General features: G+C 68.2%; 18 protein-coding genes, 1 other RNA gene and 2 pseudogenes. 7 read left to right on the top strand and 14 right to left on the bottom strand.

The features are described 5' to 3' along the window. Window positions 1-4 precede the first annotated feature (4 nt). From QRO93_RS03385 to mraZ, 12 genes and pseudogenes are all read right to left on the bottom strand, one after another. Window positions 5-682: pseudogene (locus tag QRO93_RS03385) on the bottom strand (cell division protein FtsQ/DivIB); the annotation flags it as partial. Further along, the gene (locus QRO93_RS03380) at window positions 679-1,641 is read right to left on the bottom strand and encodes a D-alanine--D-alanine ligase (protein WP_180879018.1); all 963 of its coding nucleotides are present in this window, start codon (window positions 1,639-1,641) and stop codon (window positions 679-681) included. The gene QRO93_RS03380 and the pseudogene QRO93_RS03385, both read right to left, overlap by 4 nt. Further along, entirely contained in the window at window positions 1,638-3,074 is a 1,437-nt protein-coding gene (gene murC / locus QRO93_RS03375) for a UDP-N-acetylmuramate--L-alanine ligase (RefSeq protein WP_180879021.1), read from the bottom strand. Before murC ends, QRO93_RS03380 begins: the two co-directional genes overlap by 4 nt. A 40-nt stretch (window positions 3,075-3,114) precedes the next feature. After that, complete coding sequence (gene murG / locus QRO93_RS03370; RefSeq protein ID WP_180879023.1) at window positions 3,115-4,203, bottom strand: undecaprenyldiphospho-muramoylpentapeptide beta-N-acetylglucosaminyltransferase; 1,089 nt, start codon at window positions 4,201-4,203, stop codon at window positions 3,115-3,117. Continuing rightward, window positions 4,200-5,519 carry a putative lipid II flippase FtsW gene (gene ftsW / locus QRO93_RS03365; protein WP_053448799.1) on the bottom strand — a complete coding sequence of 440 codons (1,320 nt, stop codon included), beginning with the start codon at window positions 5,517-5,519 and terminating at the stop codon, window positions 4,200-4,202. The genes murG and ftsW overlap by 4 nt, the downstream gene beginning before the upstream one ends. 1 nt (window position 5,520) lies before the next feature. Then, window positions 5,521-6,606 (bottom strand): phospho-N-acetylmuramoyl-pentapeptide-transferase, encoded by a 1,086-nt coding sequence (gene mraY / locus QRO93_RS03360; protein ID WP_004154219.1) that lies wholly within the window; start codon window positions 6,604-6,606, stop codon window positions 5,521-5,523. Then, window positions 6,596-7,990, bottom strand: a complete 1,395-nt coding sequence (murF, locus tag QRO93_RS03355) for a UDP-N-acetylmuramoyl-tripeptide--D-alanyl-D-alanine ligase (protein ID WP_180879025.1) — start codon at window positions 7,988-7,990, stop codon at window positions 6,596-6,598. Before murF ends, mraY begins: the two co-directional genes overlap by 11 nt. Continuing rightward, window positions 7,987-9,495 carry a UDP-N-acetylmuramoyl-L-alanyl-D-glutamate--2,6-diaminopimelate ligase gene (locus QRO93_RS03350; protein WP_180879027.1) on the bottom strand — a complete coding sequence of 503 codons (1,509 nt, stop codon included), beginning with the start codon at window positions 9,493-9,495 and terminating at the stop codon, window positions 7,987-7,989. Before QRO93_RS03350 ends, murF begins: the two co-directional genes overlap by 4 nt. Beyond that, complete coding sequence (locus QRO93_RS03345) at window positions 9,492-11,336, bottom strand: penicillin-binding protein 2 (RefSeq protein WP_004154216.1); 1,845 nt, start codon at window positions 11,334-11,336, stop codon at window positions 9,492-9,494. The genes QRO93_RS03350 and QRO93_RS03345 overlap by 4 nt, the downstream gene beginning before the upstream one ends. After that, a complete protein-coding gene (gene ftsL, locus QRO93_RS03340) occupies window positions 11,333-11,596 on the bottom strand; it encodes a cell division protein FtsL (protein ID WP_005412242.1) in 264 nt (87 codons plus the stop codon). Before ftsL ends, QRO93_RS03345 begins: the two co-directional genes overlap by 4 nt. After that, entirely contained in the window at window positions 11,593-12,561 is a 969-nt protein-coding gene (gene rsmH / locus QRO93_RS03335; RefSeq protein WP_004154215.1) for a 16S rRNA (cytosine(1402)-N(4))-methyltransferase RsmH, read from the bottom strand. Before rsmH ends, ftsL begins: the two co-directional genes overlap by 4 nt. A gap of 14 nt (window positions 12,562-12,575) precedes the next feature. After that, the gene (mraZ, locus tag QRO93_RS03330; RefSeq protein WP_004143635.1) at window positions 12,576-13,022 is read right to left on the bottom strand and encodes a division/cell wall cluster transcriptional repressor MraZ; all 447 of its coding nucleotides are present in this window, start codon (window positions 13,020-13,022) and stop codon (window positions 12,576-12,578) included. Between the two features lie 323 nt (window positions 13,023-13,345). Here mraZ and QRO93_RS03325 point away from each other — a divergent pair, with 323 nt between their 5' ends. Both QRO93_RS03325 and QRO93_RS21600 read left to right on the top strand, forming a co-directional pair. Further along, entirely contained in the window at window positions 13,346-14,098 is a 753-nt protein-coding gene (locus QRO93_RS03325) for an NRDE family protein (RefSeq protein WP_180879029.1), read from the top strand. A 101-nt stretch (window positions 14,099-14,199) separates the two neighbouring features. Then, window positions 14,200-14,643: pseudogene (locus tag QRO93_RS21600) on the top strand (DM13 domain-containing protein); the annotation flags it as partial. A gap of 51 nt (window positions 14,644-14,694) precedes the next feature. Here the strand turns inward: QRO93_RS21600 and rnpB are convergent. After that, window positions 14,695-15,046: RNase P RNA component class A (gene rnpB, locus QRO93_RS03320), an RNA gene on the bottom strand. A gap of 161 nt (window positions 15,047-15,207) precedes the next feature. Here rnpB and QRO93_RS03315 point away from each other — a divergent pair. Beyond that, on the top strand, window positions 15,208-15,810 hold the full coding sequence (locus QRO93_RS03315) for a type IV toxin-antitoxin system AbiEi family antitoxin domain-containing protein (RefSeq protein WP_180879031.1): 603 nt from the start codon (window positions 15,208-15,210) through the stop codon (window positions 15,808-15,810). Further along, the gene (locus QRO93_RS03310; protein ID WP_180879033.1) at window positions 15,807-16,682 is read left to right on the top strand and encodes a nucleotidyl transferase AbiEii/AbiGii toxin family protein; all 876 of its coding nucleotides are present in this window, start codon (window positions 15,807-15,809) and stop codon (window positions 16,680-16,682) included. Before QRO93_RS03315 ends, QRO93_RS03310 begins: the two co-directional genes overlap by 4 nt. Before the next feature lie 153 nt (window positions 16,683-16,835). Here the strand turns inward: QRO93_RS03310 and rsmI are convergent, their stop codons facing one another. After that, complete coding sequence (gene rsmI, locus QRO93_RS03305; protein WP_008265809.1) at window positions 16,836-17,654, bottom strand: 16S rRNA (cytidine(1402)-2'-O)-methyltransferase; 819 nt, start codon at window positions 17,652-17,654, stop codon at window positions 16,836-16,838. A gap of 81 nt (window positions 17,655-17,735) precedes the next feature. Between rsmI and QRO93_RS03300 the strand changes: the two genes are divergently transcribed. The 3 genes from QRO93_RS03300 (at window position 17,736) to QRO93_RS03290 (ending at window position 21,715) form a co-directional block, all read left to right on the top strand. Continuing rightward, on the top strand, window positions 17,736-19,457 hold the full coding sequence (locus QRO93_RS03300; RefSeq protein WP_053451241.1) for a penicillin-binding protein activator: 1,722 nt from the start codon (window positions 17,736-17,738) through the stop codon (window positions 19,455-19,457). Beyond that, a complete protein-coding gene (locus tag QRO93_RS03295; protein WP_180879035.1) occupies window positions 19,447-19,815 on the top strand; it encodes a YraN family protein in 369 nt (122 codons plus the stop codon). Before QRO93_RS03300 ends, QRO93_RS03295 begins: the two co-directional genes overlap by 11 nt. A gap of 514 nt (window positions 19,816-20,329) precedes the next feature. Then, window positions 20,330-21,715 carry an FAD-binding oxidoreductase gene (locus QRO93_RS03290; RefSeq protein WP_285303948.1) on the top strand — a complete coding sequence of 462 codons (1,386 nt, stop codon included), beginning with the start codon at window positions 20,330-20,332 and terminating at the stop codon, window positions 21,713-21,715. Window positions 21,716-21,790 lie beyond the last annotated feature (75 nt).

The following is a 21,790-nucleotide window of genomic DNA, read 5'->3' as shown; positions in this document are numbered from 1 at the left end:
AGCTCAGCGTGAAACCATTGGTGTAGCGGAGGTCGGCGCGCTCGATCGGCGCGTCCTGACGGTTCAACTGCGGCAGCACCTTGACGAAGCGCTGCATGCGCGAGCGCGCGTCGTCACGGCCCACCACCACTTCGGTGCCGTTGCTCAGCACCAGCGACCAGCTGCCACGCGCATCCATCGTCACCCGGCGCACATCGACGCCGGCCGGTGCGAACAATGCACGCGAGTCGCTGTACAGCTTCATCACTTCTTCGGTCTGGCTGTCCGGGCCGTCCAGTTCGGGCAGCGCCAGGTCGGCCAGCTTCTTCGGCGTGGGGAACAACTTGCCCTGCTCGGAGACCAGGCGGTCGTTGCCCCAGCGCGCGAACGGCTTGTGCTCGACCAGGGTCACTTCCAGTACGTCAGGCCACTGCTTGCGCACCTGCGCGCTTTCCACCCACGGCAGTTTTTCCAGGGCGTCCTGCGCGTCCTGCAGCTTGACCGCGAAGAAACCGGCGTGCGCATACGGCAGCAGCACCTGCTGCAGCTGTTCGGCCGGCACCCGCTTGAATTCACCGTGCACGCGCAGCTTCGCCAGCGGCCAGCGCTCGGCGCCGACCCAGCCATTGACCACGGCCACCACCGGCAGTGCAACCACCGACAGCGCCAACAGCCAGACGAAGATGCGCAGCACCGCGTTCATGCGTGCGGGGCCTCCAGGGTCTGTTCCAGCACGCGCCACACCAGTTCCTCGAAACCGATGCCGGCCTGTGCGGCCGCCTTGGGCACCAGCGAGTGGCTGGTCATGCCCGGTGCGGTGTTCACTTCCAGCAGGAAGAAGCGGCCGCTGGCACGGTCGCGCATCACGTCCACGCGGCCCCAGCCGCGGCAGCCGGCGGCGCGGAATGCAGCCAGCGCGATGCGGCGGATCTCGTCTTCGTCAGCACCGTCCAGGCCCGGGCACAGGTACTGGGTGTCCTCGGCGATGTACTTGGCGTTGTAGTCGTACCACTGGCCCTTGGGCACGATGCGGATCGACGGCAGCGCCACGTCGCCGAGGATGGCCACGGTCAGCTCGTCGCCGACCACCATCTGTTCCATCAGCAGCTGGCCGTCGTAGCGCGCGGCCAGGGCCACCGCCTCGTCCAGGCCGGCCTCGTCGGTGACCCGGCTGATGCCCACGCTGGAGCCTTCATTGGCAGGCTTCACCACCACCGGCAGACCCAGTTCGGCGGCCAGCGCGTGCACCGTGGAGGAATCCACCTTCCTGTACTGCGGGGTCGGCAGGCCCAGCGACAGCCACACCTGCTTGGTGCGGATCTTGTCCATGCTCAGCGCCGAACCCAGCACGTTCGAGCCGGTGTACGGCACGCCGAAGGCGTCCATGAGGCCCTGCACGATGCCATCCTCACCGCCACCGTTGTGGCCGTGCAGGATGTTGAACACGCGGTCGACACCGCCGGCGGCCAGCACCTTGGCCAGCGCCGGGATGCCGTCCACGGCGAACGCATCGATGCCGCGCGCCTGCAGCGCTTCAAGCACGTTGCGGCCGGAGTCCAGCGACACCTCGCGTTCGCTGGAACTGCCACCGAGCAGCACGGCGACGCGGCCGAACACGGCCGGGTCGGTCACGCGCAGCGGCGGGAAGGTCAGCGTGCTCACGCCTCGCCCTCCGCCTTGAACCCTTCCACGGCGATGTGGCTGGCCACGGCGCCGATGTCGCCGGCCCCCATCATCAGCAGCAGGTCACCGTCCTGCAGTACGTCCGGCAGCACGCTGGCCAGTTCGGCCGCCTTGCCCACCACCACCGGCTCGCTGCGGCCGCGCGCACGGATGGCGCGCGCCAGCGCATGCGAATCGGCGCCGGCAATCGGCTCTTCGCCGGCCGGGTAGACCTCGCTCAGCACCAGCGCATCGACGCTGGACAGCACCGCGGCGAACTTGTCGAACTGGTCGCGGGTACGGCTGTAACGGTGCGGCTGGAAGGCCACCACCAGGCGCTTGTCGGCCCAGCCACCGCGGGCGGCGGCGAACACCGCTTCCAGCTCGCTCGGGTGATGGCCGTAGTCGTCGATGATGCGCACCTTGGCACCGCTGGCGGTGGTCACTTCGCCCAGATCGTTGAAGCGACGGCCGACACCGGCGAATGCTTCCAGCGCGCGTGCGATGGCGTCCGGGGCCACGCCCAGCTGCCAGCCAACCGCAGCGGCGGCCAGCGCGTTCAGCACGTTGTGCCTGCCCGGCAGCGCCAGCACCACTTCCTGGCTGGTGCCCTGCGGCAGGCGCAGGGTGAAGCGCATGCGCGACCCTTCCTGCACCACGTTCTCGGCGCGCACGTCGGCCTGCGGGCTCATGCCGTAGCTCATCACGTGGCGCGGGGTCTTGGCGGCCAGTGCAGCCACTTCCGGGTCATCGATGCACAGCACCGCCAGGCCGTAGAACGGCAGGCGCTGCAGGAACTCGGCGAACGCCGCCTGCACGCGGGCGAAGTCGTTGCCGTAGTTCTCCAGATGATCGGCATCAATGTTGGTGATGATCGACATCAGCGGGTTCAGGCGCAGGAAGCTGCCATCGCTTTCGTCGGCCTCGGCCACCAGCCACTGGCCACCACCCAGCTTGGCGTTGGCACCGGCGGCCAGCAGCTGGCCACCGATCACGAAGGTCGGGTCCAGGCCACCTTCGCTCAGCACCGCAGCGGTCAGGCTGGTGGTGGTGGTCTTGCCGTGCGTGCCGGCCACGGCGATGCCGCGGCGGAAGCGCATCAGTTCGGCCAGCATCGCCGCACGCGGCATGATCGGAATGCGCTGGCTGCGCGCTTCCATCAGTTCCGGGTTGTCCTCGCGGATGGCGCTCGACACCACCACGCAGTCGGTGCCCAGCACATTGGCCGCCGAGTGGCCGCGCATGATGCGCGCACCCAGGCCGGCCAGGCGGCGGGTCGCGCCGTTGTCGGCATTGTCCGAGCCGGAGACTTCGTAGCCCAGCGTCAGCATCACTTCGGCGATACCGCTCATGCCGGTGCCGCCGATGCCGACGAAATGCACGCGCGGGAAGGCGCGCACCAGGTCGTTGGTGTCGTGCAGGCGACGGATCATGCGCGGCCTCGCGCAGGGCAGGCGCGGTGGCATGCCTTCTTCATACAGCTTCCTCAAGAATGATATCGGCGATGCGCTCGGCGGCATCGACCTTGGCCAGGGCACGCGCGGCTTGCGCCATCTGCATGCGGCGGGCGGGATTTTCGGACAGATCACGCAGCAGTGCGGCAATGCCGTCGGCCAGCGTTCCGTCCTGCTTCAGCAAAACCGCCGCGCCGCGCTCGACCAGGTACTCCGCATTGCGGGTCTGGTGATCGTCGACGGCGGCGGGGAATGGCACCAGCACGCTGCCGACACCGACCGCGCACAGCTCGGCCAGGGTCGACGCGCCGGCACGGCACACGACCAGATCGGCCCAGGCGAACGCGTCGGCCATGTCGGCGATGAACGGGGTGATTTCAGCCTGCACGCCGGCCTTGGCATACGCCTCGACCGCCTCGGCATGCATCTTCTCGCCACCCTGGTGGCGCACCTGCACCTGCAGGTCCGCACCCAGCGCGGCAATCGCCTGCGGTACACCGGTGTTGAGTGCTCGTGCGCCCTGGCTGCCGCCGACCACCAGCACGCGCAGCGGACCGTGGCGGTCGGCGAAGCGCTGTTCCGGCGGTGCGATGGCGGCGATTTCCGCACGCACCGGGTTGCCGACGAATTCCTCGCGCTTGGCGAAGGTGCCGGGGAAGCCGGTCAGCAGGCGGCGCGCATAGCGCGACAGGATGCGGTTGGTCAGGCCCGGTGCGCGGTTCTGCTCATGCACGATCAGCGGCAGGCCGTGCAGGCGCGTGGCCATGCCACCCGGGCCGGAGGCGAAGCCACCGAAGGCCACCACCGCACGCGGCTGGCGCTTGCGGATGATCATGCCGGCCGCGCGCAGCGCGCGCATCAGCCGCCATGGCGCGGCCAGCAGGGCCAGCTTGCCCTTGCCACGCAGGCCGGTGATCGCCAGCGTGTCGATGGCGATGTCGTGCTGCGGCACCAGGCGGGTTTCCATCGCACCGTCGGCGCCCATCCAGGTGACCGGCACGCCACGCTCGCGCAGCACGCGGGCCACGGCCAGGCCGGGGAAGATGTGGCCACCGGTACCGCCGGCCAGGATCATCACCGGGCGTGCAGTGTCGTGGGCTGCGCTCATGACAGCCTCCCGAAGGTCGGTTCGACGCGCGACTGCAGGCGGCTGGTGCCACGCGCAGCGTTCGCCGTCGCTGCAGCCACCGGCTCTGCGCTCATCGGCACATGGGCTGCTGCCGGCGCGACCGGCTCATCCTGCGGCTCGGCAGCCGCGTCGTCGCCGCCACCGATACGCACGGCCTGGCGGCGCTCGGCGCGCTTGAGTTCATAGGACACGCGCAGCAGCAGGCCCATCGCCACGCAGGTCATCAGCACCGACGAACCGCCGGAGGAGATCAGCGGCAGGGTCAGGCCCTTGGTCGGCAGGATGCCCAGGTTCACGCCGATCGAGACGAAGGTCTGCATGCTGATCCACAGGCCGATGCCGAAGGCGATGTATCCGGAGAAGTGGCGCTTCATTTCCACGCAGCGCATGCCCAGCCAGAAGGTGCGGCCGACCAGCAGCGCATACAGGGCCACGATCACGCAGGTGCCCAGGAAGCCGAATTCCTCGGCGGTGACCGAGAAGATGAAGTCGGTGTGCGCTTCGGGCAGGTAGTACAGCTTCTGCACCGAATTGCCCAGGCCGACGCCGGTCCACTCGCCACGGCCGACCGCCATCAGCGCGTTGGACAGCTGATAGCCGTCACCCTGCTGGTCGGCCCACGGGTCCAGGAAGGAGGTGATGCGGCGCATGCGGTACGGCTCGATGATCGCCAGCGCGCTCATGCCGACCAGGCCGATGATCACCGGCATCGACATGCGCGGCATGTTGACCCCGCCCAGCACCAGCATGCCGGCGGTGATCGCCAGCAGCAGGGTCGAGGAACCGAAGTCCGGCTGCAGCAGCAGCAGCACCACCAGCGCACCGGCCACGCCCAGCGGCTTGAGCATCGCCGGCCAGGTCGCGTTGACCTCGTCGCGGAAGCGCACCAGGTAGCTGGACAGCCAGACGATGTACAGCACCTTCACCGCTTCCACTGTCTGGAACTTGGAGATGCCCAGGTTGATCCAGCGGCGCGCGCCGTTGACCGTGCTGCCCAGGCCCGGCGTGAACACCGCCAGCAGCAGCACGAAGCAACCCAGCAGCAGCATCTGGTTGTACTGCTCGATCGACTTCAGCTCGGTGCGCGCGGCAATCACCGCCAGCACGATGCCGACCGCCAGGAAGATCAGATGGCGGTTGAGGTAGTAGAACGGGCTGCTCATCAAGGCGATCGAGCTGGACGCCACCATCACCACGCCCACACCGGTGAGCGCGATGATCGCGCCCAGCAGCCACTTGTCGTAGCTGCCTTCGATGGCTTCAAGGCGTGTTGCCTGGCGGGACAGGTCGTTCATCTCAGCGCACCTTCAACGTGGCCAGGCCGATCAGCACGAGCACGACGGAGATGATCCAGAAGCGCACGATCACGCGCGGCTCGGGCCAGCCCTTCAGTTCGAAATGGTGGTGGATCGGCGCCATGCGGAACACGCGCTTGCCGGTCAGCTTGAACGAGGCGACCTGGATCATCACCGACAGCGTTTCGATCACGAACACGCCGCCCATGATCACCAGCACCAGTTCCTGGCGGGTGATCACTGCGATCGTGCCCAGCACCGCGCCCAGCGCCAGCGCGCCGATGTCGCCCATGAAGACCATGGCCGGATAGGTGTTGAACCACAGGAAGCCCAGGCCCGCGCCAGCGATGGCCGCGCAGATGATGACCAGCTCGCCGGCCCCCGGAATCTGCGGGATCTGCAGGTAGTTGGCGAACACCACGTTGCCCGAGGCATAGGCGAACACACCCAGTGCGCAGGCCACCAGCACGGTCGGCATGATCGCCAGGCCGTCCAGGCCGTCGGTCAGGTTCACCGCGTTGGAGAAGCCGACGATCCAGAAGTAGGCGATGGCCACGAAGCCGATGCCGGCCAGCGGCAGCGCCACCGACTTGAACATCGGGATGTAGAAGGTCAGCGCAGCCGGCACGTCGGCCGTATAGAACAGGAACAGGCCCGCAGCCAGGCCGAAGATCGACTGCAGCAGGTACTTCCAGCGCGACTTCAGGCCGTTCGGGTCGCGACGGACGATCTTGATCCAGTCGTCATACCAGCCGATGGCACCGAAGCACAGCATCACCGCCAGCACCAGCCACACGTAGCGGTTGCGCAGGTCGGCCCACATCAGCACCGACAGGGTGATGGTGAGCAGGATCAGCGAACCGCCCATGGTCGGCGTACCGGCCTTGGAGAAATGGGTCTGCGGACCGTCCTTGCGGATCGGCTGGCCGCCCTTGAACTGGGCAAGCTTGCGGATCATCGCCGGGCCGAGCCACAGCGACAGGAACAGGGCCGTCAGCGCGGCAAGGATGGCGCGGAACGTCTGGTAGTTGAACAGCCCGAACAGGCTCTCCAACTGCTGCAACCATCGAGCCAGTTCATACAACATGCGGGGATTCCTCTCCTTGCGCCAGCAGCGCTTTGACAATCGTGTCCATGGCGCTGCCACGGGAACCCTTGACCAGGCAGCGCACGCCGGCGTGCAGCTCGTCCTTCAGCGCCTGCGACAGCGCATCATGGGTAGTGAAATGACGGCCACCGTCGCCGAAGGCGGCGGCAGCAGCGGCGCTGAGCGGACCCAGCGCGTACAGGCGCTTGAGGCCGGAGGCACGTGCGCGCAGGCCGGCCTGCGCATGCAGCGCCTCGGCATCCGGGCCCAGCTCGCGCATGTCGCCCAGCACCAGCCAGCCCTCTTCCGGGGCAGCGGCCAGCGCATCAATGGCGGCGGCCAGCGAACCGGGGTTGGCGTTGTAGCTGTCATCCACCAGCACCGCGCCGTTGCGCAGCTGGTGGGCGATCTGGCGGCCCGGCACCGGCTGCGCCTCGGCCAGGCCAGCCGCGATCAGCGCCAGGTCGACACCGGCAGCCAGCGCCAGGCCGGCCGCGGCCAGCGCATTGCTGACGTTGTGGCGGCCCGGCAGGCCCAGCACCACGCGGGCTTCGCCCATCGGCGAAACCAGGGTGAACTGGCTGCCCTGGGCACCGGCGCGGATGTCGCGCGCGGTGATGTCCGCGGTGTGCTCCAGGCCGTAGCGCAGCACGCGGCAGCGCGCCGGCGTGCCGACGAAATGCTGTTCGAACCAGCGGCCGTAGGCATCGTCGACGTTGATCACCGCCACGCCATCGGCCGGCAGCGCCGCGTAGATCGCGCCCTTGGTGACGGCTACGCCGAGCAGGCTGCCCATCCGTTCCAGATGGGCCGGTGCGATGTTGTTGACCAGCGCGTAGCGCGGGCGGGCGATATCGGTCAGGTAGGCGATGTCGCCCGGCTTGCCGGCGCCCATTTCGTAGACGGCGTAGTCGGCATCTTCCGGCGCGTCGATCACCGCCAGCGGCAGGCCGATCTCGTTGTTGCGGTTGCCCGGGTTGGCGTAGACCACTTTATGCGCGTGCTGCGCCACCTGCTGCAGGATCGACAGCAGCAGGCTCTTCACGCTGGTCTTGCCATTGCTGCCGGTAATCGCGAACACCTCGGTGTCGCGGTCGCGCTGCATGCCGGTGGCGATCTTCGCCAGTGCCAGCTCGCTGTCGGCCACCAGCACCTGCGGCAGCTCGATCGGCAGCAGCCGCTCGACCAGCAGGGCACTGGCGCCGCGCGCCTGCGCATCGGTCGCAAAGTCATGACCGTCGAAACGCTCGCCGCGCAGCGCCACGTACAGGCTGCCCGGGCCGAGGCTGCGGGTGTCATTGCTGACCGCATCGATGGCCACGTCGTCGCCGTGGATCTCGCCGCCGGCCCAGTGGGCGATCAGCGAAAGCAGGGTGCGCTTCATGCGATGCCCTCCCCGGCCTGCGCCGCGAGGACACCGGCCTTGGCAGCCAACGCAGCGGCAGCCACTTCGGTGTCGTCGAAGTCATGGCGAACGCCCTTGACCTCCTGGTACGGCTCGTGGCCCTTGCCGGCGATCAGGATGATGTCGCCGGCACCGGCACGCTTCACCGCCAGGCCGATCGCACGCGCGCGGCTGCGCTGCACGGTCACGGCATCGGCATTCTGGAACCCGGCCAGGATGTCGGCGACGATCACGTCGCCGTCCTCGCCACGCGGGTTGTCGTCGGTGACGATGACCTGGTTGGCAAGTCGCTCGGCAATGGCAGCCATCTGCGGCCGCTTGCCGGTATCGCGCTCGCCACCGCAGCCGAACACGCAGAACAGCGCGCCGTGCAGGTGGCCGTGCAGGCTGTCCAGCGCCTGTTCCAGTGCGTCCGGGGTGTGCGCGTAATCCACCACCACGGTCGGCAGGCCGTCTTCGCCGCCCAGGCGGTTCATGCGGCCACGGATCGGCTGCAGCGCCGACAGCACTTCGGCGATGCGCGGCAGCGGCTGGCCCTGCGCGTGCAGGGTGCCGGCCACGGCCAGCAGGTTGTCCACGTTGAAGCGGCCCAGCAGCGGCGACTGCACCGCGGCACGCTGGCCATCAATGACCAGTTCGAAGGCGATGCCACGGCCGTCCAGCTGCAGCGCTTCGGCGCGCACGCTGGCATCGGTGGCACCGCGCGAGCTCAGGCCGATCGGCTGCACGCCCGCCGGCAGGCCGGCAAACAGCTGGCGACCGAACGCATCATCCAGGTTGACCACGGCGGCCTTCAGGCCCGGGCGATGGAACAGCCGCGCCTTGGCCGCGCCGTAGCTGGCCATGTCGCCGTGGTAGTCCAGATGGTCGCGGGTGAGGTTGGTGAACACCGCCACGTCATAGTGCACGGCATCCACGCGGCCCTGGTCCAGCGCATGCGAGCTGACTTCCATCGTCACCGCACGTGCACCGGCATCGCGCAGCTGCGCCAGCAGCGCATGCATCTGCAGCACCAGCGGCGTGGTGAAGCCGGTCGGTTCGACCGCACCATAAAGTCCGGCACCCAGCGTGCCGATACTGCCACTGGGCGTACCGAGCAGGTGCCAGGCCTGGGCCAGCAGCTGCACGGTGGAGGTCTTGCCGTTGGTGCCGGTCACGCCGACCATCGCCATCGCCCGCGACGGCGCGCCATGGAACTGGTCGGCCATCGCACCCATGCGCGCGCGCAGGCCCGGCACGGCGATCGCATCGGCCGGTGCCGGCAGCTCGGCAGGCGCCGGCGGCTCGAACAGGATGGCGCTGGCACCGGCCGCGCGAGCCTGCTCGACAAAGCCCAGGCCGTGCGCGCCGAACCCGGCGATGGCAACGAAGGCATTACCGGGGCGCACGGCGCGGCTGTCCAGCACCAGGCCGGTCAGAACGGGGTCATGGCCCGCCAGGGCCACGTCCGGAAGCAACTGCGAAAGCAACATCGAAGGACTCATTGCGTGCCTCCCGTAGCGGGCGGCGTCTGGGCATGCGCGCTCGGCAGCGCAGCATCGAATTCAGCGGCGGCATCCACCGGCAGTGCGGCTTCGGCCGGCGGCGCAGGCAGGATCGAGGCCGAATGGCCGACCTTGCCGGACTGCTGCGCGGCCAGCCACGACTGCAGGTCGTCCAGCGGCACGTCCATCAGGCGCAGGGTGCCTTCCATCACGTTGTGATAGACCGGCGCCGACACCAGGCCGCCGTAGAACTTGCCGGCCTGCGGGTCGTTGATGACGATGACGGTGGCGAAACGCGGGTTGGTGGCCGGCACCACGCCGGCGAACAGCGCGTTGTAGTGGCCGCGCTCGTAACCGCCGGGGCCGGCCTTGCGCGCGGTACCGGTCTTGCCGGCCACGCGGTAGCCCAGCACCGCCGCCTGCTTGGCACCGCCCTGGGTCACCACCGTTTCCATCATCGCCACCACCTGCTTGGCGACGTTCTCGTCGATGATCTGCTGGCCTTCGTTGCGCTGGCCCTTGACGAAGGTCGGCGCGATCAGGCGACCGCCGTTGGCCAGCGCCGAGTAGGCCGTGGCGATCTGCAGCGGGGTGACGTTCAGGCCGTAGCCGTAGGACATGGTGGTCTTGGTGGTGCCCGACCAGCGTGCCGGGCGCAGCACCACGCCGCCGGATTCACCCGGGAAACCGCTGTGCGGCACCGAGCCGTAACCGAAGCGGCGCACGCCGTCGTAGAACACCTGGTCCGGCATCTTCGCCGCGACCTTGGCCGCACCCACGTTCGAACTGCGGGTGATCACGCCGGTCACGTTCAGCACGCCGTTGTTGCGCGGCACGTCGCGGATGGTGAAGCGGCCCAGGGTCATGTAACCCGGGTTGGTGTCGATGATGGTGTCCTTGGTCACCGCACCGGCCTGCAGCGCGGTGGCGATGGTCAGCGGCTTCATCGTCGAACCCGGCTCGACCAGATCGGTCACCGCACGGTTGCGGCGCGCATCGGGCAGCGCGCCGGTCAGCGAATTCGGGTTGTAGGTCGGCAGGTTGACCATGGCCAGGATCTCGCCGGTGGTCACGTCCATGATCACCATCGAACCGCCGGCCGCCTTGTTGGCCACCAGCGCGTTGCGCAGCTCCTTGAAGGCCAGGTACTGGATGCGGCGGTCGATGCTGAGGGTCAGGTCCTTGCCCGGTTCGGCGGCGCGCAGCAGATCGCTCTCGACGGTCTCGCCCTTGCGGTTGCGGATCACCCGCTTGGCGCCGGCCTTGCCGCGCAGCCATTCGTCGAACGCCAGCTCCAGGCCTTCCTGGCCGCGGTCGTCGATGTTGGTGAAGCCCAGCACGTGCGCCATCGCCTCACCCTGCGGGTAGAAGCGGCGGAACTCGCGCTGCGCGGCCACGCCCGGAATCTTCAGCGCGACCACTTTCTCTGCCTCGTCCGGATTGATCCGGCGGCGCAGGTACATGAATTCCTTGTCCGACTTCTGCGACAGGCGGCTGCTCAACTCATCCACCGACATGCCGACCGCCTGGGCCAGCTCCGGGATGCGCTCGGGCGAACGCAGCAGGTCCTGCGGGTTGACCCAGATCGAGGCAACCGGCGTGGACACCGCCAGCGGCTCGCCGTTGCGGTCGGTGATCATGCCGCGCGAGGTCTTGATCGGCAGCTCGCGCAGGTAACGGGCCTCGCCCTGGCGCTGGTAGAAGTCGCTGTTGATGATCTGCACGTAGGCGGCACGACCGACCAGCGACACCGAACACAGGCCCAAGGCCAGCGCGACCCAGCGCAGGCGCTGGCGCAGGTTGAAGGCGTTGCGCGGGCGGTTGCGGCCGGTCTTGCTCATGGCCGCACCACCACGATGTCGGCGGCCTCGGGGAACTTCATGCCCAGCTTTTCGCGGGCGATGCGATCGACACGATTGGCTTCGGCCAGGGTGGCCTGTTCCAGCTGCAGGCGGCCGAACTCCAGGTTGATGTCATCGCGCTTGCGCTCGGCGCGCGACAGCTCGATGAACGTCTGCCGATGACGGTGACGCACGAACACGACGCCGATCGCCGAGGCCACGGTCGAGGCCAACAGGATGATCAGCAGCAGCCGGCTCATGCATCGGCCTCCCGCTTCTGGGCCACGCGCAGCACGGCGCTGCGGGCACGCGGGTTGGCCGCCAGCTCTTCGTCGGTGGCCTTGATGGCGCCGCCGATCAGATCCAGGGTGGGCACGAACACCTCCGCCTCGGGCAGACGGCGGTTGGCCGGCGGCGCCTTGGCCAGTCGGTTCATGTACTGCTTGACGATGCGGTCTTCCAGCGAATGGAAGCTGATGATCGCCAGGCGGCCGCCGGGCTTGAGCCGTTCCACCGCCGCATCGAGGCCGGCTTCCAGATCGGCCAGCTCGCGGTTGATGTGGATGCGGATGGCCTGGAAGCTGCGCGTGGCCGGGTGGATCTTGTCCTTTCCACGTGGCATCACCGAGGCGATCAGCTCGGCCAGTTCGGCGGTGCGGGTGAACGGCTGCTTCTCGCGGCGGGCCACGATGGCACGCGCGATGCGGCGGCTCTGGCGCTCTTCGCCGTAGGTCCACAGCACATCGGCGATCTCGCGGTCTTCGACGCGGTTGATCCACTGCGCGGCGCTTTCGCCGCTGTCCGGGTCCATGCGCATGTCCAGCGGGCCGTCCTTGCCGAAGCTGAAGCCACGCTCGGCCACGTCCAGCTGCGGCGACGACACGCCCAGGTCGAACAGCACGCCGTCCAGGCCGTCGGCCGTCGCATCCCACTGCAGCAGCTGGGCGAAGCTGCCACGGAAGATGGACACGCGCGGGTCCGGCGCGAAATCGCGCTCGGCAACGGCGATGGCTTCCGGATCCTTGTCCATGACCAGCAGGCGCCCCTCGGGACCCAACTGGGTGAGCACGCCACGTGCATGACCGCCACGACCGAACGTGCCATCCAGATAACGTCCGTTTTCGATCACCCTCAGGCCTTCAAGGACCTGGGTGTACAGGACCGGCAGGTGCACCGCCGGCGACTGCGACACCGGAAGGTGACCGGTCTGCGCTTCTGGGCGCATCCGGGCACCCCGGCTCACAACTTCAGGTCGAGCAACCCATCACCCAGATCCTCGTCAGACAACGTCTGCTGGATCAGGGCCCGATGCGCCTGCTCGCTCCACAATTCGAACTTGTCGCCCATACCGAGCAATACCGCCTTCTTCTCAATGCCCACCGCACCGCGGTGGCTGGCGGGGATGCTGATGCGACCGTTGCCGTCCAGCTCCAGATGGGCGGCCGAGCCGACCAGCTTCTGCTGCAACAGGCGCACGACGCGCTGGGTGTTGGGCTTGGACATCACATCGTCGCGGACCCGCTCCCATTCCGACTCTGCGTACAGCCACAGGCAGCCGGCTTCGAACGGGTTGTAGGTCAGTACGAGACGGTTGTTGCTGGCGCGCGCGACGAGGTCGCGGTAAGCGGTGGGAACCGCCATGCGCCCTTTATCGTCAACTGTGATGGCCGTCTCGCCCTGGAACACGACGCGTGCACCTATCCTTCGCCCGGTGAAACATTGAACCACGAAAACCCACAAAACACCCGGATTTCCCTCTGATGCCCACCTTAGCAGCGGGCCGAGGGTTGTCAACAACTTTTCCGCAGGGAAATCGCCAGCCGCATCAATGGCTTGCAACAACCTTTAGAGAATTGTTCAAGGCTTATCCACAAGTTGCTGATCCGTCTCAATTTTTGAGATTGAACGGAAGTTCAGGGGTGTGGACAGGGCGTGAAACATAGGCCGCGCATTCATCCAGAGCGGGCCAAAAACGGCGCCGGACTGCGCAAACCGTGCACAATGACGCCATGTGCCTGCTCGCTCTTGGCTGGATGCACCACCCGCGCTGGCGGCTGGTGATGACCGGCAACCGTGATGAGTTCCACGCCCGCCCGACGGCGGCGCTGGCCCCCTGGCAAGATGAGACCTCCGTCATCGGCGGACGCGACCTGCGCTCCGGTGGCGGCTGGGCCGGGGTGGGTGCCGCGGGCCGGATGGCGGTGGTCACCAATGTCCGCGATCCGCTGGCCGCCCAGACCGGCCCGTCGCGCGGCGCGCTGGTGGCCGACTTCCTGCGCGGCCGCGACCCGGCCGCCGTGCACATCGACCGCCTGGCGGCCGTGGCCGGCGCCTATGCCCCGTTCAACCTGCTGCTGGCCGACGGCAACAGCCTGGAGTACCTGGGCAACCACCCGGCCGAGCGGCAGACCCTCGGCCCCGGCGTACACGGCATGTCCAACGGCGCGCTGGATGCCCCCTGGCCCAAGACGCGGCGGCTGATGGCGGCCCTGTCGGCCTGGCTGCAGTCCGGCGATGGCGAACTGGCCCCGCTGTGGACCGCGCTGGCCGACGAACACCGCCCCGCCGACGACGAGCTGCCCGATACCGGCATCGGCCTGGAACGCGAACGCTGGCTGAGCCCGGCCTTCATCCGCGGCGACGACTACGGCACCCGCGCCAGCACCGTGCTGTTGATCGATGCCGACGGTCACGGCGAGATCCACGAGTGCCGTTTCGGCCCGCAGGGCGTCGCACTCGGCCAGAGCCGCGTCGACTTCTGACCCTGTACCCGTTTTCTGTGTCTATAAATGTCTGCCTGCACGCCACACGATGACTGGGCGCGGTCCTGCCGCGCACCCGACCGATCCACAGGGAGTCTTCGATGCGTCGTGTTCTTGTTCTTGCTGCCACCCACCTGCTCACCCTCGGCCTCGGCTTTGGCCTGGGCGTCTACCTGCTGCCGATCCTGATCGCCCCCGACGATCCGCCTGCCGCGCTGGTGCAGGACGCCATGGGCAAGGCCGCCTACCACACCACCTTCCGGCGCGACCTCAAGGGCAGCGATGCGGTGCACTGGGCTGAAGGCAAGGTCAGCGTCAGCCCCACCCAGGTGGCCTTCGACGGAAAGATGGGGCCGGGGCCGGACTACAAGGTCTACCTGGTACACGGGTTCGTCGACAACAAGGCCGACTTCCTGAAGGTCAAGGCACAGTCCCGGCGGATCGGCGAGGTGAAAACCTTCAACCGTTTCCTGGTCGATGTACCTGACGACGTCAACGTGGACGACTACACCACGGTCGTGGTGTGGTGCGAGCGCTTTTCGCAGTTCATTTCCGCCGGGCACTACCGATGCGCGGTTCATGCATATAGAAGAAGGAGGCGGAGCCGGCCGATAAGCCGGGTTCTGTCGTGGACAGTCATTCCTCTAGGCGTTACGTCACCGCAACGCTCAAGCAACCTACCCGGATCCAACGCGGGCCGCGCCAAAGGATCCCTATTTGGTCTTGCTCCAGGTGGGGTTTGCCGTGCCGGTCTGTTGCCAGACTCGCGGTGCGCTCTTACCGCACCATTTCACCCTTACCGGCCTTCCGAAGAAGACGTAGGCGGTATCTTTCTGTTGCACTTTCCGTCGGCTTTCGCCGCCCAGGCGTTACCTGGCACCTTGCCCTATGGAGCCCGGACTTTCCTCGGCACCCCCGAAGGGATGACGCGACTGTCTGGCCGGCTCCGCCAGCGCGCATTCTAGCGCAAATGCCAACACCACCGCGCGCCACCCTTCCGATTCAGCTGCCTGGGCGCTTCGGTCCGCACGATCCACCCGCAACAGACGGTGATGTTCCATTTTGTCGGTTGATATTCAAAACTACCGACATTATGGAACAATGCCAACATGACCGCTGCCGAGGCCAAGGCCCGAAAACTGCTGCGGCGTGCAGGCAGCCTGCGCGCCCGCGAACTGGTGGCCGCAGGCATCGCCCGCGTCCAACTGTCCCGTCTGGTCGAGGCCGGCGCGCTGATCCGGTTGTCGCGCGGCGTCTACGCGCTGCCGGGCAGCAACAACGGCGAGGCCGATGAAGGGCTGCGGATCATTGCAGAGCGCATGCCGAAGGTCCGCCTCTGCCTGTTGAGCGCCCTGCGTGTGCATGGCCTGACCACCCAGGCACCGTTTGAACTGTGGGTGGCCATCGGCAACAGCGACCGACCGCCCCGGATCGACTGGCCGCCGCTACGCGTGGTGCGCATGTCGGCAACGACCCTCCAGGCGGGGCTGGAAGAGCGCCGCGTAGGCGCACGCCGCGTATACGTCAGCAACGTTGCGAAAACCGTCGCCGACTGCTTCAAATTCCGCAATCTCGTGGGTCTCGATGTCGCAATCGAGGCCCTGCGTGACGCGCTTGGCAACCGCGCCACCACCCCGGATGCGTTGATGAAATATGCACGGCTCTCCCGCGTTGCCAGACTGATGAGACCGTATATCGATGCCCTGGCGTGACCCCCTCTTCCCTGCTTCCTCTTCCCCACCGCGTGGCCTCGATCCGGCAGCGACTGCTCGATCACGCGCGCACTCGCGGCGACGACTTCCAGTTCGTGCTGGACAGGTTCGCCGTTGAACGCCTGCTCTACCGGCTTTCCACCTCCACGTTCCGCGACCAGTTCCTGCTGAAAGGCGCCATGCTGTTCGCGGCATGGTTCGATGCGCCGCACCGGCCTACACGGGATGCCGATTTCCTGGGATTCGGAAGCACTGAGCCACGCCACCTGCTGCACATCACGCACTCGCTCTGCGCAATGCCGGGTAATGACGGGCTCCGCTTCGATCCAGAGACCATCACCCTCGACGCCACCCGCGAAGAGGCGGCATACGAGGGCCTGCGCATGCGTCTGGTGGCCTATCTGGGCCGTGCACGCTGCCATGTGCAATGGGACGTAGGGTTCGGCGACGCGGTGATCCCTCCGCCGCCGGAGATCATCTATCCGGTCATGCTGGATGAACTTCCCGCCCCCTGCCTGCGCGTCTATCCGCGCGAAACGGTGTTCGCCGAGAAGCTGGAGGCCATTGCCGCGCTGGGTATTGCCAACAGCAGGATGAAAGACTTCTTCGACCTGCTGGCACTGGTACGTGAGGACGCCATGGATCGCACCAGCCTCGCAGCCGCCATAGAGGCGACGTTTGATCGACGCGGCACCCCTGCGCCGCCACCTCTGCCCTATGGGCTGACCCAGGCATTTGCCGCAGATACCCAGAAGCAGGCTCAGTGGCGCGCGTTCCTGCGCAGGAACCGCCTGCCCGCACCAGACCTTTCCACGGTGCTGACCGAGATTGCCGACTATCTGGACACCCACGACACAACCGTACAGCCCTGACGGCGCATGGCCGGGCGCCATCGGTTCCGCCCGGGTGGGGGCAGAGCTGGGCGCGGCCCATCCATCCACGCATGGCGTGGATCTACCGATGCCGCGGCTCTGGTGGGTGCGGATTCCGCTCTGGTGGGTGCGGACCTTGGTCCGCACGATCCATCAACTGCCGTACAACGCCTTGCGCGGTGCACCGGTCAGTTCAGCGGCCAGCTTGGCGGCCGTCGACGGCGGCAGGTGTTCGCTCAGCTTGGCGTAGACACGGCGGCCGTGCGCCAGCTGCGCTTCCTCATCATCGCCAGCACCCTGCACCATCACCACGAACTCGCCCTTGCGCTGGTTCTCGTCGCCTTCCACCTTCGCCAGCAGACCCGCCAGGTCGCCATCCAGCACGGTCTCGAACAGCTTGGTCAGCTCGCGCGCCAGCACCGCCGGGCGCTCGCCGCCGAAGATCGCGGCCATGTCGGCCAGCGACTCGGCGATGCGGTGCGAGGATTCGTAGAACACCATCGTGCGCACTTCGCCGGCCAGCAGCTGCAGGCGGTCGCGGCGGCCGCTGGCCTTGGCCGGCAGGAAGCCCTCGAAGCTGAAGCGGTCGCTGGGCAGCCCGGCCACGCTCAGCGCGGCGATGGCGGCGCAGGCGCCCGGAATCGGGCTGACCTTGATGCCGGCCGCGCGCGCCGCACGCACCAGGCGGAAACCGGGGTCGCTGACCAGCGGCGTACCAGCATCGCTGACCAGCGCCAGCGATTCGCCGGCCTGCAGGCGCGACACCAGGCGCTGCGACAGCGCTTCCTCGTTGTGCTCGTGCAGGGCCACCAGCGGCTGCTGGATGCCGAAATGGGACAGCAGCTGGCCGCTGCGGCGGGTGTCCTCGGCACAGATGGCGGCCACCGAACGCAGCACCTCCTGCGCGCGCGGGCTCAGATCGGCCAGGTTGCCGATCGGGGTGGCGACGACGTACAGGGTTGGCACACTCATTTCAGCGGTACTCACGGGGCAAGGGTAGAATCGTAGCGTGTACCCGGCCACGGCCGCTGCCCTCATCGCATGGACCTGATCATGAACAAGCCCGCCGCACGGATCTCCGCCCTGTCGTTGTCGCTGATGCTGCTGGCCGGCTGTGCCACCACCAGCCTGACCAGCACGCCCGATTCGCCGGCCCAGAGCCAGGCGCTGGCGCTGATCGAACAGGGCAAGCCGCGCGACGCCGCATTGCAGCTGGAAGGCCTGGCCGCCACCCTGCGCGGGGGCGCGCGCAGCAACGCGCTGGCCGATGCGGCCTGGGCCTGGCACCTGGCCGGTGACAGCACCCGCGCGCGCAGCCTGCTGGGCCAGCTGACCGCCCGCCAGCTGTCCGGCGCCAGCCTGCAGCGCTACCAGCTGACCGGCGCCGAGCTGGCCCTGGCCGACAAGCAACCGGCGCAGGCGCTGGCACTGCTGAAGGATCATGCCGACAGCGTTGCGGTCGGCCTGCGCACCCGCTGGCTGCTGGCACGCGCCCAGGCACTGCAGGGCACCGGTGATGCCTTCGGTGCCGCCGCCGAACGTGCCCGCGCCCATGCCAGCCTGACCGGCAGCGCCCGCAACGACAACCAGGCGGCCATCGCCGGCCTGCTCGGCACCCTCGACGACGCCACCCTGCGCAGCCGTGCCGCCGCGCTGCCGGCCAACGACCCGCTGTACAACTTCGCCGGCCGTGCGCTGATCGCGCGCGGCCTGCCGCTGCCGCGCCCGTTCGATCGCGATGGCGCGGCCCAGTTCGATACCAGCAAGCGCCCGCCGGCGCTGAGCGATGGCTACCGCCCGCCGGTCAAGCTGGCCGTGCTGCTGCCGCTCAGCGGCCGTCTGGCCACCGCCGCGCAGCCGGTGCGTGATGGCCTGCTGGCCGCCTATTACGGCGAGACCCGCCGCCGCCCGGACATCAACTTCATCGACACCGCCGGCACCCCGGCCGGCGCACTGGCCGCGTATGACAAGGCCGTCGCCTCCGGTGCCGACTTCGTGGTCGGCCCGCTGGGCCGCGACGAAGTGGACGCGGTGTACGGCCGCCAGCAGCTGCAGGTGCCGGTGCTGGCGCTGAACCGCGGCAAGGATGCACCGCCGGCCGGCAGCGCCGGCTTCTCGCTGGCCCCGGAAGACGACGGCATCGTCGCCGCCGAATACCTGCGTGGCCGCGAGCGTGGCAAGGCACTGGTGATCAACAGCGCCGACGACACCGGCCGCCGTGCCGCCGCCGCCTTCGCGCAGCGCTTCGCCCAGCGTGGCGGCCAGGTGGTGGCCACGGTCGGCGTGACCGATGCGGTTGGTGATGTGGGCGCACAGGTGCGCAACGCCGGCCAGGTCGATGCCGTGTTCCTCGCCGTGCGTGCACCGCAGGCGCGCTTGCTGGCGCCGCAGCTGGCACTGGCCGGTGCCGGTGGCGCCACCCGCGTCGGCACTTCGCAGCTGACTGTCGGCAGCGGCAAGGTGGAAGAAGACGTGGCGCTGGACGGCATCGTCTACCCGAACGAAGCCTGGAACGTGCGCAGCGTGTCCGGCCTGCCATCGGCCAGCCAGGTGGCCAGCACCCTGCCCAGCGCACGCGGCGCGGCCGGCCGCCTGTTCGCCTTCGGCGCCGACGCCTGGAAGATCACCGCCTACCTGGACAAGCTGTCCAACGAAGGCGGCTTGGACGGCGCCACCGGCACGCTGTTCCTGGACAGCAACGGCAACATCCTGCGCCAGCCGGCGTGGTCCACCTTCAATGGCGGCCGGCCGATGCCGATCGTCGGTGGTCGCTGAGCGCAGCCAACGTGGCTCGGCGGTGGAAGCCGCCGCCGAGCAGCATCTGCAACAGGCTGGCCTGCAGCCACGTGCGCGCAACGTGCGCTATCGCGGCGGCGAACTGGACCTGGTGATGGACGATGCCGGCACCGTGGTGTTCGTGGAAGTGCGTTACCGCGCGCGTTCGGACTTCGGTGGCGGCGCCGCGTCGGTGGATGCGCGCAAATGCCGGCGCCTGGCGCATGCCGCACAGCTGTTCCTGCAGGACAACCCTGCGCTGGCCAATGCGCCTTGTCGCTTCGATGTGGTCGAAGCCAGTGGCGAACCGCCGCAGCTGCACTGGCTGCGTGATGCGTTCCGGTTGGACGACTGCTGATGGCAACCCTTCGTTTTGGTAGAGGCCGACCTTGGTCGGCGCCCACATGCTCTGGTAGTGGCCGACCTTGGTCGGCGCTTCTGTGCCAACCAAGGTTGGCACCTACCAAGAGCGCGCAGCCCGGCGGAGGCCGACCTTGGTCGGCACCCACCCGCTCTGGTAGAGGCCGACCTTGGTCGGCGCTTCTGTGCCAACCAAGGTTGGCACCTACCAAGAGCGCGCAGCCCGGTAGCAGCCGACCTTGGTCGGCGCCCACCCGCTCTGGTAGAGGCCGACCTTGGTCGGCGCTTCTGTGCCAACCAAGGTTGGCACCTACCAAAAGCGCGCAGCCCGGTAGCAGCCGACCTTGGTCGGCGCCCACCCGCTCCGGTAGAGGCCGACCTTGGTCGGCGCTTCTGTGCCAACCAAGGTTGGCACCTACCAAGAGCGCGCAGCCCGATAGCGGGCGACTTTGGTCGGCACCCACCAGGGCGCGCTTCCCCGTTGATACCCCTGCTTCCCCACGAGATCCGTCATGAGTACCGCACTGCCCGCCGCACTGGTTGCCGAACTGTCTGCCCTGCTGGGCGCAGAGGGCTGGCGCATGGACGACAGCGCGCTGGAAGCGAACGCGCAGGACAACTCGTGGCGCCACCAGCGCCCCGCGGCCGTGGCGCTGCCCTCCGATGTTGAGCAGGTGCAGGCGCTGGTGCGTGCGTGCCGCGCGCATGGCATCGCACTGGTCGCACGCGGCGCAGGCACCGGCACCACCGGCGCGGCGGTGCCACTGCCGGGCAGCATCGTGCTGTCGTTCACCCGCATGGACCGCATTCTTGAAATCCGCGCGGGCGACCGCTGCGCGGTGGTGCAGCCGGGTGTGTTGAACGGCACGCTGCAGCAGGCGTTGGCACCGCACGGCCTGTTCTGGGCGCCGGACCCGTCCAGCGCGGAGATCTGCAGCGTGGGCGGCAACCTGGCCTGCAACGCCGGTGGCCCGCGCGCGGTGAAGTACGGCACCAGCCGCGACAACGTGCTGGGCCTGGTGGCGGTCACCGGCACCGGCGAGGTGATCCGCTGCGGCGGCGCCTACACCAAGGATTCCACCGGCTACGACCTCACCCATCTGCTGGTGGGCAGCGAAGGCACGCTGGCCTTGATTGTGGAAGCCACCTTGAAGCTGACCCCGCTTCCGGTCAGCCAGGCCGGCCTGCGCGTGCTGTACCGCGATGCCGATGCCGCCGCTGCCGCCGTATCACGGTTGATGTCGCAGCCGGTCGTGCCAACCCGCCTGGAATTCATGGATGCACGCAGCCTTGAACTGCTGCGCCTCAACGGCGCCGAAGTACCCGAGGCCGGCGCGATGCTGCTGGTCGAAGCCGATGGTGACCACGACACCCTGCCCTACCTGCTGCAGGCTCTGGCCAGCGCCGCTGAAGGCGACGGCATGATCGCGCTGGACGTGGCGATGGAAGGCCGCGCGCGCGACCAGCTTTGGGCCGCACGCAAGGCGCTGTCGCCGGCACTGCGCAGCGTCGCCCCGGGCAAGATCAACGAAGACGTGGTGGTGCCGGTATCGCGCATTCCGGAGCTGGTGGCCGGCGTGCAGGCACTGGCGCGTGACTACACGCTCACCATCGTCACCTTCGGTCATGCCGGCAACGGCAACCTGCACGTCAACATCCTGTACCACCCGGACGACGCCGAAGAGAATGCACGCGCACACGCCGCACTGCCAAAGATCTTCGAACTGACACTGGCACTGGGTGGCACGCTCTCCGGCGAGCATGGCATCGGCCTGGCCAAGCGCGATTTCATGGCCAGGGCCTTCAGCGCGGAAACACTGGCGACGATGCGCGCGATCAAGGCCGCGCTGGACCCGGATGGCATCCTCAACCCCGGCAAGGTGCTGCCGCCGGCCTGAGGACGTACAACGCTTATGTAGAGTCGAGCTTGCTCGACTGTTGTCGGCTGCAGTCGAGCAAGCTCGACTCTACGA

Source organism: Stenotrophomonas maltophilia group sp. Smal17 (assembly GCF_030237045.1).
Taxonomy (GTDB): Bacteria; Pseudomonadota; Gammaproteobacteria; order Xanthomonadales; family Xanthomonadaceae; genus Stenotrophomonas; species Stenotrophomonas forensis.
This window is presented reverse-complemented; position numbering and strand designations above follow the sequence as displayed.

Bases quoted from the DNA above. Each gene is read 5' to 3' on its own strand.
- QRO93_RS03325 (WP_180879029.1), top strand. From the start codon at position 13,346: ATGTGCCTGCTCGCTCTTGGCTGGATGCACCACCCGCGCTGGCGGCTG.
- QRO93_RS03290 (WP_285303948.1), top strand. From the start codon at position 20,330: ATGAGTACCGCACTGCCCGCCGCACTGGTTGCCGAACTGTCTGCCCTG.
- murG (WP_180879023.1), bottom strand. From the start codon at position 4,203: ATGAGCGCAGCCCACGACACTGCACGCCCGGTGATGATCCTGGCCGGC.
- murF (WP_180879025.1), bottom strand. From the start codon at position 7,990: ATGAAGCGCACCCTGCTTTCGCTGATCGCCCACTGGGCCGGCGGCGAG.
- QRO93_RS03350 (WP_180879027.1), bottom strand. From the start codon at position 9,495: ATGAGTCCTTCGATGTTGCTTTCGCAGTTGCTTCCGGACGTGGCCCTG.
- mraY (WP_004154219.1), bottom strand. From the start codon at position 6,606: ATGTTGTATGAACTGGCTCGATGGTTGCAGCAGTTGGAGAGCCTGTTC.
- QRO93_RS03345 (WP_004154216.1), bottom strand. From the start codon at position 11,336: ATGAGCAAGACCGGCCGCAACCGCCCGCGCAACGCCTTCAACCTGCGC.
- ftsW (WP_053448799.1), bottom strand. From the start codon at position 5,519: ATGAACGACCTGTCCCGCCAGGCAACACGCCTTGAAGCCATCGAAGGC.
- ftsL (WP_005412242.1), bottom strand. From the start codon at position 11,596: ATGAGCCGGCTGCTGCTGATCATCCTGTTGGCCTCGACCGTGGCCTCG.
- rsmI (WP_008265809.1), bottom strand. From the start codon at position 17,654: ATGAGTGTGCCAACCCTGTACGTCGTCGCCACCCCGATCGGCAACCTG.
- murC (WP_180879021.1), bottom strand. From the start codon at position 3,074: ATGATCCGTCGCCTGCACGACACCAACGACCTGGTGCGCGCCTTCCCG.
- QRO93_RS03315 (WP_180879031.1), top strand. From the start codon at position 15,208: ATGACCGCTGCCGAGGCCAAGGCCCGAAAACTGCTGCGGCGTGCAGGC.
- QRO93_RS03300 (WP_053451241.1), top strand. From the start codon at position 17,736: ATGAACAAGCCCGCCGCACGGATCTCCGCCCTGTCGTTGTCGCTGATG.
- rsmH (WP_004154215.1), bottom strand. From the start codon at position 12,561: ATGCGCCCAGAAGCGCAGACCGGTCACCTTCCGGTGTCGCAGTCGCCG.